We start from the raw sequence: 16301 nt of genomic DNA, 5'->3' as shown, positions 1-16301 counted from the left end.
CCTTTACTTCTTTCCTGTAAGTTCCATCGCCAACTTTACTGCTTCGTAAGCATTTAATAAGCCACCGGAACGACTCAGATTTTTAAAAGCTATTTTCTGCTCTGAACGGCCCGGCTTGCGTACCTGTACATCGGGTTTGTAACTGCTTTTGAGAAGGATGTCTTTAACTTGAACAGCAGTTAATTTTGGGAAATAAGACAGTAGTAGAGCGGCCACACCCGCTGTCATAGGTGAGGCCATGCTGGTACCCGAAAAACTGGCATAACGGTTATTGGGCAACGTTGATAGAATGTCGGTGCCGGGGGCAAACAAATCTACCGTTTGTACACCGTAGTTAGATGATAGGCTGGGGAGCCCTTCGCCAACGCGCCATGCACTGTTTCCCACAACTAAAACGTTTTGCGCCGTTTGGCCATTTTCATACCGCGCCGACGGATAGGCCGGGAGCGAATCGTAATTTTCGCCGTTATTGCCTGCCGCATGAACGATTAGTACATCACGGTCTTCGGCGAATCGGATAGCCGAATCAATCTGCTCTTTAAATGGTGACAATCGCTTGCCAAAACTCATATTAATTACCTTCGCGCCATTTTCAACCGCGTAACGGATACCATTTGCCACATCTTTATCGCGTTCGTCACCATTGGATGGGACTACCGAAACGGGCATAATTCGAACATTGTCGGCCACACCATCAATGCCCCGGCCATTGCCGCGTTTGGCGGCAATGATACCTGCCACATGGCTCCCGTGCATGGCTAACTGCTGTGATTGACCAATGAGTAATTGCGGGCTTCCGTAATACCGTTCGGTTGGGTCAGCGGGATCATCGCCGACGGCTTTACGGGCATTATAGTCAGGATTATAGGCAATATTTGTATCGCTGCCCGTCATTTGCCGGAAAAGTGTCCAATTCCTGCGAACGAGAAGTAAGTAGTTTCGAAAGGCACCATATTGTGGAAGGTAGGTATCAGCCAGCAGAGTTCGCACCATCATCGCTACCGAATCGACTCCAAGGTCAACCTGCCGGATCGCACTCTGTGACGTGGCAGAATCAGCTAATTTTGCCTGGATTTGGTCAGCTATCTGCCAGAATTTCACCGTGTCGGCAAAAGCTAGACGTTTACGCTGGTCCTGCTGAAAGCGCAGTAAATATTGCTTCTTGGCGGTCTGATACGTGTTATACTGGCGCTTCTCAGTTGGTCGGAGTTTCGCTGGGTCCATGTTGTCGTATTTTGATTTCAGAACTAGATATGTTTGCGTGATTTCGGGTTGGTCGTATTCATAAGTTGTACCGTCTTTAGCACCCATAAAATTCCATCCGTTCACATCGTCGGCATAGCCATTTTTGTCGTCGTCTACTTTGTTATTGGGAATTTCTTTCGGGTTCAACCAAATTACGTCGCGCAGGTCTTCATGTGTCAGATCAACGCCCGAATCCAGAACACCCACTATCACCGGCACCGACTGTTTGTTTTTCAGCAGATCATAGGCGCGATAAAGGCTGATGCCTGCTACCGAATCGGCGGTAGGGTCGAGATAAGGCCAGTTGCGTGGTGGTTGACTCGGGTTAGGGCGTAGGCGAACGAAAAGTGTTTTCGATTTGAACGTATTTTGTCGCTCAAGGCATTCATCACGAATGGGTTGTAGTCCAAATCCCTCACCATTATTTACGTAGTTGAGTCGGTACAGGCCCGTTATGTTGATGTTGCAGGGACTTTTGCCTGCAATTTCCTGTAGCTGAAGTGTATCGCCCATTTGCTGATACCGCATCGTTTCAACGGGCATATTGTCGGCTTCGGTCGTAATAATCAGCGTATCAGCACGAAACGTTACAAGCATCTTAACCTCAGTTGGAGCGAAAATAACCCCCTTCCAGCGGGTGCCGCGAAGAGGTAACTGTGCTTGGGCAACCGCGAAAATTCCGGTAAAACATAAAGTGAATAACAGACGAATTCTGGACAAATTCATGATTGATTCCATTAACGTACGGGCAAAAGATAGTTTTATTGATGGGAAATACGAGCATTAGTTAGCTGTAGTCGACATTAGCCTGCGAAAAAGGTATATCTTCCAGTAAGTAATTCAAGCTGTGGACCACAAGCTCTACCAGCCTCTTGGGTACTATTCAAGTATAAATCACTGGCTGGATACCACTGGATTGTAAAAGTAAAGTAAATCTGTAACGATGTAGAAATGCTCCTGCAAACACTGTGTCTAGTGTTTGCAGGAGCATTTCTACCTTCAATTATTCTATACTTTGCGGGCTGTATTGATCACATTAACGCCGTTAAAGCGAGCTGTAGCACTGCCATGAGAAACGCAGCTAAGCTGAGCAGGTTGCCCTTTTCCATCGAAAAACGATCCTTCAACCCGGTAATCGCGTTTGTCGCTGACCTTCACGCAGGCATTCCAAAACTCCTGCGTGTTCGATTGGTAAGCAACGTCTTTGAGCATACCGGCTAGTTGCCCGTCTTTGATTTCGTAGAACAACTGGCCGCCAAACTGGAAATTATACCGCTGCTGATCAATCGAATAAGACCCGTATCCAATGATATAAATTCCTTTTTTGACATCCTTAATCAATTCGTCCACAGATAGTTGGTCAGGTCCAGGTGCCAGTGATACGTTGGCCATCCGCTGAAATTGAACAGCGTTCCAACTGTCGGCGTAACAACAGCCGTTCGATTCTGTTTCGCCCAGCATGTGCACCTGATCACGAATGGCCTGGTAATTGACCAGAATACCATCTTTAATCAGATCCCATTTTTTGGTTTTTACGCCTTCGTCATCCCAGCCAACGGCACCCATCGAACCAGGTTGAATTTTATCGGCAAAAACATTGACTTGCTTGCTACCGTAGTTAAAGGTTTTGGATTTCCATTTGTCGAGGGTAGCGAAAGACGTACCGGCCAGATTGGCTTCGTAGCCTAACACGCGATCCAGCTCCGTCGCATGCCCTACCGATTCATGAATTGTTAGTCGAAGATGCGACGGGTCTAGTACCAGATCGTATTTGCCTGCTTCTACCGATTTAGCCTTGACTTTTTCCTTGACTTGCCTAGCCGCCAGGGTGGCATCGTCCAGCATGTCATAATAATTATTAAATAAGGTAGTTGGCCGTCCGGTAATGCGATCAGGCGGAGCCGTTTGGAGGTATTCATACCCCATTGCCTTGGCCGTGCCCAGTGAGTTGCGTGTCTGAAACTGTCCCGTTGCCCGGTCGATTCCCGTTACGGTAAACGTAGGCCAGATTCGGTGAACATCCTGATCGATGTACGAACCGTCGGTTGAGGCAAAGTACTTCTGCTCGTTGACCATGAACAGCACCGAGTTAACGAAATTGGCGCCATTGGTCATCGCAGCGCCGTTAACTGACAGTAATAAATCGACTTTTTCCTTGATGGGAACCTCAAACAGGTTTTTAGTAAACGGGGTCTTGTAACTTACTTCTCCAAATCCTTTCTGAGGAGCCAGTTGCACCGGCTCGGCCAATAAGGCGATGTTTGCTTTTGCGATTGCCACCGCGATTTCAGCCGTTTCAGCTACCTGCGCTTCGGTACTGGCATCTCCCAGAGAAGCAAATCCCCAGCAACCGTTTACGAGTACCCGAACACCTACGCCAAACGATTCCAGATTAATAATACTCTGAACCTTGTCTTCACGGGTAGTAACGAATTGGTTGAGGTACCGACCAATGCGAACATCTGCGTACGAAGCTCCTCTCGCTTTCGCTGCACTCAGACCCGCATCTGCCAGCCGTTTTTTGATGGCGACATCAAGACCAGGATCCAGAAGTGCTTCGGCTGCAATGAATCTTCCGCCGGTAGTCAGGCCAGGTACTATCAATGCGCCAGCTCCCGCGCTGGTGAGTTGGATAAAATCTCGACGATTCATTGAAGAAGTGTTTTGATGGTGGTATCGGCGGGGCCGCCCGCGCGGTTCTCAAACCGACTCCACTGCCGTTTATACCGCATCTGATAAGCTGGTAAAGGTGAAATCACGAATTTTCATCGGTGGAATCAAGCTGCCGTTCGCCCGCATGGGTTTGCCCATCGCTTCGATGTTATTGAGCATAACAATCGGACTTTCGTTAAAACGGAAGTTTTTTATGGGAAACTTGATCTGGCCGTTTTCGATGTAAAATGTACCGTCGCGAGTCAGGCCAGTATATAGCAGTGTTTGCCGATCAACATCCCGAATGTACCAGAATCGGGTAACTAGGATGCCATTTCGTGTACTTTTAATAAGATCAGCTATTGATTCGTTTCCACCTTCAATAATGATTCCGGAAGGAGCCGGAATGGCTTTAACCCCTTTTTTGTCGGCCCAGTAGCGCGAATAAAACATGTTTTTAACCACGCCTTTATCAACCCATACCACCTTTTCCTGGGGGCGTCCGTCCGTACTACTACCCCCTCCGCCACCGCCCAGTAAATCGCCATAACCAGGGCGACTACCTCCCGCAACAAATGGAGTTCCGGGAATATCAGTATTCATGGGGTCCGAGTAAATGGTGATACGCTCGTCCAGTAATTTTTCGCCCAGCCGAGTTCCTCCTCCTTTTTTACCTAAAAAACTACGCCCTTCCTCGGCACTGCGCGCGTCCATATTCGACATCATATTGCGAATCAGTTCCTCGCTGGCCGTTGGTTCCAGAATAACCGTATACTTACCGGGTTCCAGCGCCTGCCCCTTGGAGGAGGCTAATGCTTTTTGGACGGCGACCTGCGTAAGCGAACCGCTGTTGAGCTTGGAAACATCATTGTAGTCTCGAACCGCATAGCCCGAGCCAGTCCCATCGAAGGTTCTGACCGTTACCGAAAAATCGATTGATGTTGCTTTGTTATACCCGTAAAGTCCTTTGCTATTCCCGATAGCTGAAAAGCCAGTCGAGTTTTCAAGAAAACCTGCTGCACTAACTGAATTCTTTTTGCAAATATCAATACTGTCCAAGGCTAGTTTAGCACGATAGGCGGGGTCAATAGCCGCTGTTGCTTCAACGAACGTCTGGGTTTCCAGATAATTCTGCGGGCCTAACAATGGAACGTACTCCGGATTTTCGGGAGCTAAACGAGCTACCTCTTCAGACCTTCGTATCGTTTTTTCCAGGGATTGATCATCGAACACGTTAATGGTTGTTGTACCCGAACGTTTTCCAAATACGGACGTCACCGCCAGTGATAGATTAGCGGATTGGCCGCTGGTACTTACCGAATTTCGCGCATAGCGAATGTTACCGCTCTTGTCTCCATTTAGACTAACACTTATTTCATCTGCTTTCGAAAAAGACAACACCCTGTCGATTAGTTTCTTTGATTCTTCCCTGGATAAAATAGACATTGAATTTGCTGGGCGAAAAGGGTATAAGCTTAACTAGCGGGAACGATGATGACATGACTGTCTTTCATTGGTACGTTACAATCTTCTATAGGGTATGTCCTATTTGGCCAATTCCCATCATGTCATTTGTAAAATTAATCCGAAAGCCGATAGTAGCAAGCTGATAAACACCTTTTTAGTGCCTATTCAAGTTGCATCCTATAAGCTCTGCCTTTTGGGTAATTTTGGCTTACCTCACGCTCTGAAACTATCAAAAATAGGAAAGCCCTTCGAATACTCGAAGGGCTTTCCCATTAACAAAAGTGATTAATTACGCTACCACCCGTACCCGTACCTGCTCTGTGACAATCTGCGTGTTATCGTCCAGGGTCACTAGAAATAGAAACGCTAGTTCGGTGAAGTTTGGTAACGCCACCGGAACAATTGAAACAGATGGATATTTGGCTTTAAAAGCGGCAATCGTCGTGGTGAAAACAACCGTAGTGCCCGTACCAGCAATTGGTGCTGCATTGTAAGCAGATGTAGCCGTTGCACTGCTTAACGTACCGGGATTGATACCCGTTGCACCACCTACTATTCTGGTGATTTCCTTAATAGTACGTCCACTCGACGCTGGGATTGTTACCGTAAAGGTAATAGGTCCGCCAGCCGCCAATGAACTGAATATATACGGATTCCCACCATAGGTAGTTGCTTCAGCAAACGTAACCGGCACAGCCGGACGGTTATCCTGAAATAAATCATTGTATTTATAGTCGTCTTTGCAGGAAAAACCCGCCAAGGCTACTAAAGAAAGCAGCAGAAATCTAAATGCTATATACTTCATGTGTCAGTTCATTTAAAGAATTGAAATGGAATTATTTGGTAGCCCACCAAACGGGTACATTCGATTGAGGAGCTGGGTTTTTGAAATTAGGATTCCGCTGCAGCTCCTCATTGATATACACTAACCGAACAGGACGCGTACCATCAATACCGGCCGCATTCTGAGCTGGTAATAGCGTAGGATAGCCCGTACGGCGCAAGTCATTCCAGATTTCCAGGTTGTTGCCCGTGAAAGCAATGTACTTCTGCGTAATAATCTGAGCTATCTTCTGCTCGGTCGTGCCCGATAGGGTTGCCACCGTTGGGTTCGCTGTCAGGTAAGCAGTAATCTGGTCAGCAGTTAAGCCTGCCAATGTCATCGACGCAGTGATACCTTCTTTATACAGCGCCTGTGGATCACCGGGGGTACCTAACCGCAGAGCGGCTTCTGCTAGAATGAATGCCCGCTGAAAATTGGTAATCATCCGTACCGGTCCAACACCGTTTGCTCCTGTCACATACGCGTTGTAACGTGACCAGGTAGAGGTTGGTGCTGGTAGTGTACCCCGAAACCCATTGTCAATCGTTACGTAATCAGCTGCTGGTTTCGTAAAGAAAATCGGCAATCTCGGATCGTTCAAACTTTTGAGCAGGTTAAGGTAACGGGTGCTCAAAATAAGATCGTCTTTGAATAAACTAACGTATGTCCAGGTATAAATTGGGGACTGGCTACCTACAGCCGCGCCGAAAGGCTGATTCAGGTCTAACGAATTATTGTTGATGTACAGATTGCCTGTCAACACTTCGTTGATAACACTAGTTGCCAGAGCGGGCTCTTTATTGCTGATCTGCATAGCAAGCTTCAACAGCAGTGTGTTGCCCGCGCGCTTCCATTTCGCTACATCGCCACCGTAGATCAGGTCATCTGTAGTAGGCTTCGTTGCCGAAACAGCATCCAGATCTTTTACGCCTTCGCGAACCAGATCAAACAAACTCTGGATTCCCAGTGTCGTGTTTCCCTTATAGATGTCCTCCTGCTTATCTAAACGGGGCTGAAGATTAGCTTCTCCCTGTAGAGCCTGAGAATAAGGAATATCTCCCCACGCATCCGTAGCCAGAGCGAAGGTATACGCCTTCATGATCTTGGCGATTCCTGTATAGGTTTTAGAGTTTGATACATCTGCAAGCCGGATGATCTGCTGATAGTTTACCAGGGCTGCATCGTAAATCTCAAACCGCCACTGGTTACCAAAATCTCCACCATTCGTTTGGTAAACATCGAACGTAGACGGAGCATTGTTTGCACCAGCCAACTGTTGCACGATTACCGAAGTAAAACGATTCAGTTCATTGCCATTGGCGAAAGCCGAAGCCGCTTCAGCTGCTGGTAACAGTACCGATGGCGGCACCGAAAGCGGGTTGTTGGGCGTCTGGTTAACGTCTAGAAACTTTGTGCAGGCGCCCATCCCTAATAGAATGGGTACGAACAGGTATTTTTTTGGAACTATAAATTTCATAAGAAAGTCGGAGTGATTGATGAATGCTTACAAAGTGGCCCGCAGGTTAACACCGAAGTTGCGTGTGTTTGGCGGTCCCTGTAAGTCCAGCCCCTGAATATTACCAGCCCCCTGCGTGTTCAGTTCGGGATCACCAATGAAGTTTGGCGCGAAGAAGAACAGGTTACGACCGCTTACACCAATCGAGATTGATCCAAATGGCGTCTTGTTCAGCAGGCCTTTTGGTAAGGTGTAATTGAGGGATGCTTCGCGTACCCGATAAACGGTTGCATCGAATACGGTTGCTTCCGATTGCAGGCCACCAACACCTGCCCAGTACGTCTGCGCCGGAACCTGAATGTTGTTTGGCTTGTATGAAGTCGTTCCATCAGCCGCTGTTACTGGAACTACACCGGGTAAAATTCGGGGCTGATCGCGGTCGATCCCCGTCACATACAGAGCACCATTCGACCGTTGAGCCGCTGCACCAAAAGATAGAATCTGACCACCCTGGCGGGTATCTACCAGCACAGACAAGGCGAAGCCTTTGTACGAAAACGTGTTTGTTAAGCCAGCCGTGTAATTAGCCTGTGGAGATGAAATAACCGAGTTGGCCACGCCGGGTGCAAAAGCACCGGTTATGGCATTGACCAGATATTGGCCATTGTATAGCCCTGATGCATCGTAGTTGGCTGCGGTTCGATCAGTACTCTGAACGCGGGAGTTAGCCGTACCAATAATTACTCCGTATGGGTAGCCTTCCTTAATTGATGGCGTACTGCCAATAAAACTATTCCCTGGAATAGCCGCCGATGTTACTCCTGGCGCAATGGATTCGACCATATTGCGGATCAGTGTGTAGTTTAGGGCTACATCCCATTTGAAGCCATTTACCCGAACAGGCGTACCCGTTATGACCAGTTCAAGCCCCTTGTTCCGTAATGAACCAACGTTGGTTGTCCGGGTATCGTACCCTGTTGAATTGGACACAGCAACGTTGAAAATCTGATTCGTACTCTGCGAGTTAAAGTACGTTGCATCAACACTAATCCGGTTTTTAAACAAACCGACGTTTACACCAAACTCGTATGATTGCACAAATTCGGGTGTCAGGATGTTGCTACCAATCCGGTTACCAATACCGAAACCAGGAACACTACCACCATTTACCGAAAGTGGGAAGTTAATACTAGCTACGTTGTTGCCAAGGCTTGCTGTATTGTATACCGAATTAAGCAAATATGGATCGGCATCGCGGCCCACTTTGGCGATACTGGCGCGGACTTTCGCATACGTCAATATAGGCGAGTTAATCTTGAAGGCATCAGTAGGGACAAAGCTGACCGATGCACCTGGGTAAAAGTAGGTGCCGTTTGCCTTAGGCAAGGTCGACGACTGATCAGCACGGCCGCTGAGTTCCAGAAATAAATAGTTGTTGTAACTTAGGGATAACTGACCGTAGTAACCAACTAACCGCCGGATGCTACTGGTTTCGTAGCTGGCCGTATAAACAGATGCGTTATTGATGTTGGTATAGCCCGGAATTGTTAGCGTTGATCCATCCAGAAACACTTCCTGCGTTTTCCGCTGGTTAACGTTATTGCCTAACAACAGGGTTGCATTCAATCCATTCAGGAACAGATTATCTTTCCGGGCATTGATGATCAGGTCACCATTGATTTCGCTCCGGAAAAAATTGTCTTGTGTTACTTCACCCGTTGGGGCACGAGCGGAGCCAATTTGCTCCACAAATTTACGACGGTCGGTATAGGTGTCACCCGTTACCCGATACGAAACGTTCAGCCATTTGGTAATATCATACCCTAACTGAAAGTTTCCGAAAAACCGGTCCACCTGACTGTTGAGCGTTTCATTGTAAAGGCTCCAGTTCGGATTGTTGGCCGTTGGGTTGAAGTAAATACTCCGGCCTGTAAGTGTGTCCTGATAGGCTTCTCCGGGTAAGTTGTAGCTGCGCGGAATTGCCGTAAGCTGACCGAATGCACTACCGCCATTGCCACCGGGAACACCCTGCTGCACCGTTTGTACATACGTACCGGTTCCACTAATACGCAATCCATTCTGAAGTTTGGACTCACCACCGATCTGGATGTTAGTACGGTTAAACTTCGTGTTTGGAATAATCCCCTTTTGTACGGTATTACCAATCGCCAGAATGTAGTTCCGGTTCTGATCGCCCGATGCTATATTAACTGAGTTTTGCAGGATACTACCCTGTTTGTAGAAATCCCGGATATTATTAGGATAAGCCTGATAAGGTACTACCTTGCCCTGGGCATTAGTTACTGAGGATAAGGCCGAAAAAGCCGGTCCCCAGGATACCCCTGATGTGGGTACATAATTATTCAGGGTTCCCTGTCCATAGCTGTTCTGATATTTAGGTAAGCCATAAACATTTTGAACGTTATACGACGAATTGAGGGTGACCTCCGTTTTGCTGTTTTGGTTTCGTCCCGACTTGGTCGTGATGACGATAGCACCAGCCGAGGCTCGGGAACCATACAATACGGCAGCCGCAGGACCTTTCAAAACGTTTAACGATTCAATACTTTCGGGGTTAATGTCAGCCAGACGATTGGAAGGCGTTGAGCCGAACAACGTATTCTGCGTGCTATTGACGTCATTACTAAAGATAATACCGTCCACCACGATCAATGGTTGGTTGTTACCTGTGAACGATGTAATACCGCGAATGTTGATGTTAGTTGACGCACCTGGTGCACCACTGGCGGTCGTAATGCTTACGCCAGCTACCTTACCCTGCAACGCATTCAGTACATTCGGTTCTGACCGCTGCGATAACGCATTGCCACTTACCTCTTGGATTGCATAGCCTAACGACCGTTTGTCGCGCTCGATACCCTGCGCCGTTACCACAATTTCGTCGAGGCTCTGTGCGCCTGCCACCAGGGCTACATTGATAGTAGTTTTGTTGCCAACGGCAACTTCCTGACCCGAAAAACCAATGAAACTAAATACTAGTCTTGCATTGGCTGGCACGCTGATACTGTAATTCCCGCTGGCGTCGGTTATGGCGCCACGAGTTGTTCCTTTTACCTGCACGCTCACACCTGGTAGGGTAGAGCCGTCGTCTGATGAAGTGACCCGGCCACTCACCGCTACATCCTGCGCCAAGGCTGGCAAACAGAATAGTAGCGAAAGTAGCCAACTGCCTAATAAAATTTTCCGCATAAGAAAATAAGAGTTAAAACATATAATAAAATCCCACGAATGGGAATACAAAGTTAATGTATAAACACTAATTGCTACCGTCTCCGTAGAAGGTTTTTTGTGATATTCCAATAATCACACTTATACGAGTTTCAGTATAAAGTAGATACTTTAAAATAGTTACGTTTTCGGTACAAAAGTCGATAAAGGGGAACATAGCTATGATTGACATAGTGGCTCTAATTCGATCTGGCTACTCCATGCGAGACTAGTGGAAAGGTTATAAAATTGACGAATTCTAAAATTTACACTTAACTATTCGTTTATTAGCCTTACTTAATATGCTTTATATCAGTGCTGTAGTAGTGGATATGGATAAAAGGGTGATCCATAACTTTAAATCATAAAAAGCCAACCAGTAGAGGGATATTTACTTACTACAAAAGTGATTTAAAATTTTACAGCGTTAGCAATTATGTATTGAAAAATGTATAAATATCAAGATAAAAGTACTTAAAAATTTACTAAGACAATATATAATACTTATTCTGTTCTATCTATCGAAACTAGAAGTTTTGGTAGATTTTTGACTAATTCCGGGAAAATACTCATTAATCGTTTTTGTCTTGTCAGCGTGATTTTCCGGTTCGATAAGACAAAGACGATTAATGAAATGAATGGTTTGGCTATTGTTTTAGATGCATCTTAGTTCAAACTGATGCTGATTCATTCGTTGTTTAATTAATTATTCTTAGACTCTCTAGCCAATTGTCTTGAGAATATATGTGTGTAGAGACTTTGACGGAGGCTATTAACTCAACGTTTACTACAGCGCGAGATCCCAGCACGATCTCTTGGGAGGCAAAGCCAATCGCCGAAAAAACCAGTGTGGGATTGCCCGGAACGGCTAAGCGGTAATTTCCCTGAGCGTCGGTTGTTGTTCCATTCTGAGATTTCTTTACCGTGATTGTAACACCCGGAAGAGCACTTCCATCCTTGCTAGCCGTTACGTGCCCTGTTACAGTATGATCCTGCGCCTGCAAAGGCAAGTAGGATAATACTAATAAGAAAAAGCTTCCTGTTAAAGTTTTTTTCATTGTCGTTCAGTTGATGATATAATTTTGAATTAATAAATTTGAAGCAACGAAATTAATGGATAAGATATTTAAGTCAATAGATTCTATGGAGAAAGTGTATATTATCGATAAAGAAAATTAAAACGTAAATTGCCTATAATACTATATTTAAACATGAAAAATTGTATAATTCTATGAGTAATTATCAACTTTGTAGGCGTGTATTACTAATTGGCGGCCTTGCTGTTCAAACGGCCTTTGGACAAACAGCAACGCTTAATGCCCGAATGGATAAAACAGCAGAAAGTATTGAAAAAAAGGTGGTTACCTGGCGTCGGGATTTTCATCAGCATCCGGAATTAGGTAACCGTGAATTTCAAACGGCATCCAAGATTGCCGCCCATTTGCAGTCACTCGGATTTGAGGTTAAAACGGGTGTTGGTAAAACGGGTGTTGTTGGTTTGCTTAAAGGAGGTAGACCCGGTCCTGTTGTCGCCTTGAGAGCTGATATGGACGGGTTGCCTGTTACCGAACGCGTTGATATTCCTTTCAAATCAGAGGCCAAAACAGAATATAACGGTCAACAAACGGGCATCATGCACGCTTGCGGACACGATACACACGTAGCCATATTGATGGGTGTGGCAGAAGTGCTGGCATCGGTTAAGAACGACCTGCGCGGTACGGTCAAGTTCATTTTCCAACCAGCTGAAGAAGGTGCTCCTGCCGGTGAAGAAGGTGGTGCCGCTTTAATGATAAAAGAAGGTGTACTGGAGAATCCTAAAGTAGACGCCATTTTTGGCCTGCACATTAACTCGCAAACCGAAGTTGGTACCATCAAATATCGGCCTGGTGCGACAATGGCGGCTGTAGATTCATACGCTATCAAGATTAAAGGTAAACAAACGCATGGCGCATCTCCGTGGTCAGGTGTAGACCCGATTGTAACATCAGCGCAGGTGGTAATGGGACTGCAAACAATCGTTAGCCGTAATATTACCCTGACCGACGACGCGGCTGTTGTATCCGTTGGAGCCTTGCACGGTGGTATTCGGCACAATATAATTCCAGAAGAAACTGATATGATTGGAACAATCCGTACGTTTAGTCCACAAGCGCAACAACTTGTGCACCGACGTATCAACGAAATCGCGACTAACATTGCCGAAAGCGCGGGAGCCAAAGCAGATGTGACAATTACTGTTGGCTGTCCGGTGACATACAACGATCCTAAACTAACGGACCAGATGGCGCCAACGCTCGAAGCCGTGGCTGGTAAGAACAACCTCAAACTCACACCTGCCGTGACAGGAGCCGAAGACTTTTCGTTCTACCAGCAAAAAGTACCGGGTTTCTTTTTCTTCCTGGGCGGTATGACAAAGGGTAAAAAAGTAGAAGATGCCGCTCCACACCACACACCTGATTTCCAAATTGACGAAGGTGGTTTTGTGCTTGGTATCAAATCGCTTTGCCACCTTACTACTGACTACATGGAGCTTGCCAGTAAGGGCGTTGCCATTAAAGAACTCAGTACGAATGCGAGTGGGAAATAAGATTTAACGGCAGAGAAATCAGGGGGTTAAATAGAGAACATTCTCTATTTAACCCCCTGATTTCTTGTGATTACCCGTTACGCTCCTTCCCGGTCTCGTAAGACTCGGGACAGTAATCCCGGCAGAAACCGTTTGAGGTAAATACCGTAGATTTCAGTACCACCAATATAGACCTCCTCTTTTTCCTGAGAAACCGCTCGCAAAAGTCGCCGGGCAAACTCATCAGCGGCCATACCCTTTTCCTGATTCGTATCCATTTTGCCATGAATCTGGCCGTGAGCACCCAGAGCGTTCGTAGAAATAGCTGTACGAATATAGCCTGGGCAAACAAGGGTCACGCGTAGACCAACGTTGTACGTTTCGGCCCGGAGCGAGTCGAAAAAGCCGTGCAGCGCGTGCTTACTGGCGCTATAGCCCGAACGCTGTTTGGTGCCTAATTTACCCGCTACGCTGCTTGTGATGACAAAATGCCCGCTGCCCTGTGCTAGCATGAGAGATAACACGGCTTGGGTGAGGGCTACGACACCAAAAAAATTTACATCCATCAGACGCTTGTAAACCGAAAAATCGGTCTCTACAACGCTACTCCGCTGAGTAATACCCGCATTCTGAAAAACGTAATCGATCCGGCCAAAGCGCTGGCGTACGGCTTCGACATGAGCGGGCAAGCTTTCGGTATCGCTCATGTCCATTGGCAGCACCATCACGTCAGAAGCAGGTAGCCCTGTTTGCGCAGCTACCCGATGCAGTTCATTTTCACGCCGGGCCGATAGCACTAGTTTAATCTTCTTTGTTCGTCCCAATTCAAGGGCAATGGCTTCGCCGATACCCGACGAGGCCCCGGTAATCCAGATAACAGAATCGGAAAGAGGCATATTGACCGGGCGTTAGGGATGAAAATTAAGTCGGCCTGTTTTCTGCTGCACCACTAATTCCACCACTTTCCCAATTGGCAAAGCCAGATTATAATCAACGTGCCCAGCCGGAAAATTGACTAATACGGGATAGGCGTAATCAGAAACGGCATCGGTAATAATCTCGTATGAATCTTTGCCGAACGGCAGTGACAGGTTCGCCCGCATATCCGTAAACTGCCCTACTACTAAACCCGCTAGCTCGGCCAATCGTCCGGCTCGGCGAAGTTGGGTCATCATGCGGTCGAGAGAGAAAAGAGTTTCGTCAACATCTTCGATGAAGAGAATTTTGCCGCTAAAGTCCATATCGGTTGGCGTGCCGATTGAGTTGATGAGTAAGGTCAGGTTGCCCCCTACAAGTGGTCCAGTGGCTTTTCCTTGTCGGTTGAGAGCGTGTTCTGGTACAGCATAGTGCGTAGGGAGTTCACCAAACAGCCACTGCCGCACTGACTCCAGCGACTCGGCCCGGTTGGGATCGCCAAATTGCCGGGGCATAAGGCCATGAAGACTCACCAGACCATGATTGTGCAGTAAACTCAGGAGTACTGTTACATCGCTGAAACCTACGAGCCATTTTGGATTTGCCTGTAACCCCGACAAATCCAGCCCGTCGGCAATGCGATAACAGCCATAACCACCACGGGCCGCGAACACCGCCCGCACAGTCGGGTCATCGAAGAAACGTTGGATATCGGCTCGGCGGAGGTCATCAGAACCGGCAAATGGGCCGTCGATGGCGTGTAAACTATTTCCTTCGATAACATTGAGCTGCCAATCGTCGCGCAGAATCCGCAGCCCATCGGCTAGCTCGTTGTACGGAAATCGACTGGCCGGAGCCACCACACCGACTGTGTCGCCGGGAGATAGAAAAGGTGGAAGCATTCAGTTAAGTAGTTATCAGATTGTGGTAGGTATTGTCCCAATGGTTGACATGTAAGTACGCTTGTCAGAAATGCGCGCACCCTCATCCTCTTGCTCGCTAATATTGGTTAAGCGGGAGACAGCCAACTCAAAATTGCGGGACCCCAATAATACAGCGTGAAATAATAGCTACCTAACAATAAGAATCCGGTTGCGAAGAGAAGTACAAAGGAGGCCGACAGCCTGAGTGCAGGAGAACTTTTATAATTCCGTGCTCTAACAAACGCTTCGACTACTAACAGATTGGGGATATAGAAAAAGAACGCCATCACCATATCAAACGGGCCACTAAACGTACGGGTATGGCCAAGGCCGTTCGTTAAAAGCAGCCAGAAGCCATAGTCCATTCGGTACAGCCAGGAACCGATAGCCAGCGCGTACAAGCGCAGCGCCCATGTACGATGCCTGTCCATATTGCCCGCTACCGCGTACCGATACGTTGCTATTGCCGAGATGAACATTAAGATGCCGTAGAGGGAAAATCCGATGTCCATCACTAAACCACCAATAGTTCCTGTAACGGCGATGAACGCTAACCCGCCAACGGCGGCAAGCAGGCACGAGATCACGTATAAGCGTCCAATCCAACGGTGCAATGCGGGAAAACGAGCTCTAACAGAGTCAATTAACTGGATGCTTCCCAGGATAAGAATGATGCCCCCTGCCGCAAAATGGAAGCCAATTCCGGTAGTGGCAGTAGTCGCACCTTGCTCGTGTAAGCCCGGTAATAGGTTGTTCCATCGGTCCATTTTGTCCTCATAAAGGGCGGAGGCATAGAATGCCAGAATGTATAAACCGAACAGGGCAGCGCTGGCCCAAACTGTAGCCACAAGTAAAATGCTTGACCAGCGCAAGGCATTTACACTCAATTTGTTCAGTAATTGATGGCTGGCAGGTTGGGAGATAGTATCAGGTATAACCTTTGCCATACACTTTACTTTTTATGAATAGATGAATTATCCTGTAAAGAAAACTACTTCTTTGTATAGAAAAATGCCTGCACCA

The 16301-nt window shown here is 47.1% G+C and carries 11 protein-coding genes; 1 reads left to right on the top strand and 10 read right to left on the bottom strand.

Annotation, left to right across the window (positions count from 1 at the left end; all coding sequences use genetic code 11):
• Window positions 1-3 precede the first annotated feature (3 nt).
• The 7 genes from ACFS25_RS17225 to ACFS25_RS17195 all read right to left on the bottom strand — a co-directional run bounded on the left by ACFS25_RS17225 (window position 4) and on the right by ACFS25_RS17195 (window position 11929).
• On the bottom strand, window positions 4-1971 hold the full coding sequence (locus tag ACFS25_RS17225; RefSeq protein ID WP_381503550.1) for a S8 family peptidase: 1968 nt from the start codon (window positions 1969-1971) through the stop codon (window positions 4-6).
• Window positions 1972-2253: 282 nt separating this feature from the next.
• Window positions 2254-3897, bottom strand: a complete 1644-nt coding sequence (locus ACFS25_RS17220; protein ID WP_381503549.1) for a TldD/PmbA family protein — start codon at window positions 3895-3897, stop codon at window positions 2254-2256.
• Window positions 3898-3966: 69 nt separating this feature from the next.
• Window positions 3967-5343 carry a TldD/PmbA family protein gene (locus ACFS25_RS17215; RefSeq protein WP_381503548.1) on the bottom strand — a complete coding sequence of 459 codons (1377 nt, stop codon included), beginning with the start codon at window positions 5341-5343 and terminating at the stop codon, window positions 3967-3969.
• Window positions 5344-5653: 310 nt separating this feature from the next.
• Window positions 5654-6169, bottom strand: coding sequence for a hypothetical protein (locus tag ACFS25_RS17210; RefSeq protein WP_381503547.1), 516 nt, complete (start codon window positions 6167-6169; stop codon window positions 5654-5656).
• 31 nt (window positions 6170-6200) lie between these two features.
• The gene (locus tag ACFS25_RS17205) at window positions 6201-7664 is read right to left on the bottom strand and encodes a SusD/RagB family nutrient-binding outer membrane lipoprotein (protein ID WP_381503546.1); all 1464 of its coding nucleotides are present in this window, start codon (window positions 7662-7664) and stop codon (window positions 6201-6203) included.
• Window positions 7665-7691: 27 nt separating this feature from the next.
• The gene (locus ACFS25_RS17200) at window positions 7692-10853 is read right to left on the bottom strand and encodes a SusC/RagA family TonB-linked outer membrane protein (RefSeq protein ID WP_381503544.1); all 3162 of its coding nucleotides are present in this window, start codon (window positions 10851-10853) and stop codon (window positions 7692-7694) included.
• Window positions 10854-11569: 716 nt separating this feature from the next.
• A complete protein-coding gene (locus ACFS25_RS17195; protein ID WP_381503541.1) occupies window positions 11570-11929 on the bottom strand; it encodes a carboxypeptidase-like regulatory domain-containing protein in 360 nt (119 codons plus the stop codon).
• A gap of 173 nt (window positions 11930-12102) precedes the next feature.
• Between ACFS25_RS17195 and ACFS25_RS17190 the strand changes: the two genes are divergently transcribed.
• Window positions 12103-13461 carry an amidohydrolase gene (locus ACFS25_RS17190; protein WP_381503539.1) on the top strand — a complete coding sequence of 453 codons (1359 nt, stop codon included), beginning with the start codon at window positions 12103-12105 and terminating at the stop codon, window positions 13459-13461.
• Window positions 13462-13538: 77 nt separating this feature from the next.
• Here the strand turns inward: ACFS25_RS17190 and ACFS25_RS17185 are convergent, their stop codons facing one another.
• The 3 genes from ACFS25_RS17185 to ACFS25_RS17175 form a co-directional block, all read right to left on the bottom strand.
• The gene (locus ACFS25_RS17185; protein WP_381503537.1) at window positions 13539-14336 is read right to left on the bottom strand and encodes an SDR family oxidoreductase; all 798 of its coding nucleotides are present in this window, start codon (window positions 14334-14336) and stop codon (window positions 13539-13541) included.
• Between the two features lie 12 nt (window positions 14337-14348).
• A complete protein-coding gene (locus tag ACFS25_RS17180) occupies window positions 14349-15257 on the bottom strand; it encodes a S66 peptidase family protein (protein WP_381503535.1) in 909 nt (302 codons plus the stop codon).
• Between the two features lie 107 nt (window positions 15258-15364).
• Entirely contained in the window at window positions 15365-16225 is an 861-nt protein-coding gene (locus ACFS25_RS17175) for a DUF2306 domain-containing protein (protein WP_381503533.1), read from the bottom strand.
• Window positions 16226-16301: the final 76 nt, after the last annotated feature.

The sequence above is a fragment of the Spirosoma flavum genome, assembly GCF_042686045.1.
In the GTDB taxonomy this organism is placed as follows: Bacteria; Bacteroidota; Bacteroidia; order Cytophagales; family Spirosomataceae; genus Spirosoma; species Spirosoma flavum.
The sequence above is the reverse complement of the archived record's forward strand: the minus strand, read 5'-3'. Positions and strand labels throughout refer to the sequence as shown.

What these genes read in the sequence shown, in the direction of transcription:
- ACFS25_RS17225 (WP_381503550.1), bottom strand. Translation starts at nt 1,971, where the DNA reads ATGAATTTGTCCAGAATTCGTCTGTTATTCACTTTATGTTTTACCGGA.
- ACFS25_RS17220 (WP_381503549.1), bottom strand. Translation starts at nt 3,897, where the DNA reads ATGAATCGTCGAGATTTTATCCAACTCACCAGCGCGGGAGCTGGCGCA.
- ACFS25_RS17215 (WP_381503548.1), bottom strand. Translation starts at nt 5,343, where the DNA reads ATGTCTATTTTATCCAGGGAAGAATCAAAGAAACTAATCGACAGGGTG.
- ACFS25_RS17210 (WP_381503547.1), bottom strand. Translation starts at nt 6,169, where the DNA reads ATGAAGTATATAGCATTTAGATTTCTGCTGCTTTCTTTAGTAGCCTTG.
- ACFS25_RS17205 (WP_381503546.1), bottom strand. Translation starts at nt 7,664, where the DNA reads ATGAAATTTATAGTTCCAAAAAAATACCTGTTCGTACCCATTCTATTA.
- ACFS25_RS17200 (WP_381503544.1), bottom strand. Translation starts at nt 10,853, where the DNA reads ATGCGGAAAATTTTATTAGGCAGTTGGCTACTTTCGCTACTATTCTGT.
- ACFS25_RS17195 (WP_381503541.1), bottom strand. Translation starts at nt 11,929, where the DNA reads ATGAAAAAAACTTTAACAGGAAGCTTTTTCTTATTAGTATTATCCTAC.
- ACFS25_RS17190 (WP_381503539.1), top strand. Translation starts at nt 12,103, where the DNA reads ATGAGTAATTATCAACTTTGTAGGCGTGTATTACTAATTGGCGGCCTT.
- ACFS25_RS17185 (WP_381503537.1), bottom strand. Translation starts at nt 14,336, where the DNA reads ATGCCTCTTTCCGATTCTGTTATCTGGATTACCGGGGCCTCGTCGGGT.
- ACFS25_RS17180 (WP_381503535.1), bottom strand. Translation starts at nt 15,257, where the DNA reads ATGCTTCCACCTTTTCTATCTCCCGGCGACACAGTCGGTGTGGTGGCT.
- ACFS25_RS17175 (WP_381503533.1), bottom strand. Translation starts at nt 16,225, where the DNA reads ATGGCAAAGGTTATACCTGATACTATCTCCCAACCTGCCAGCCATCAA.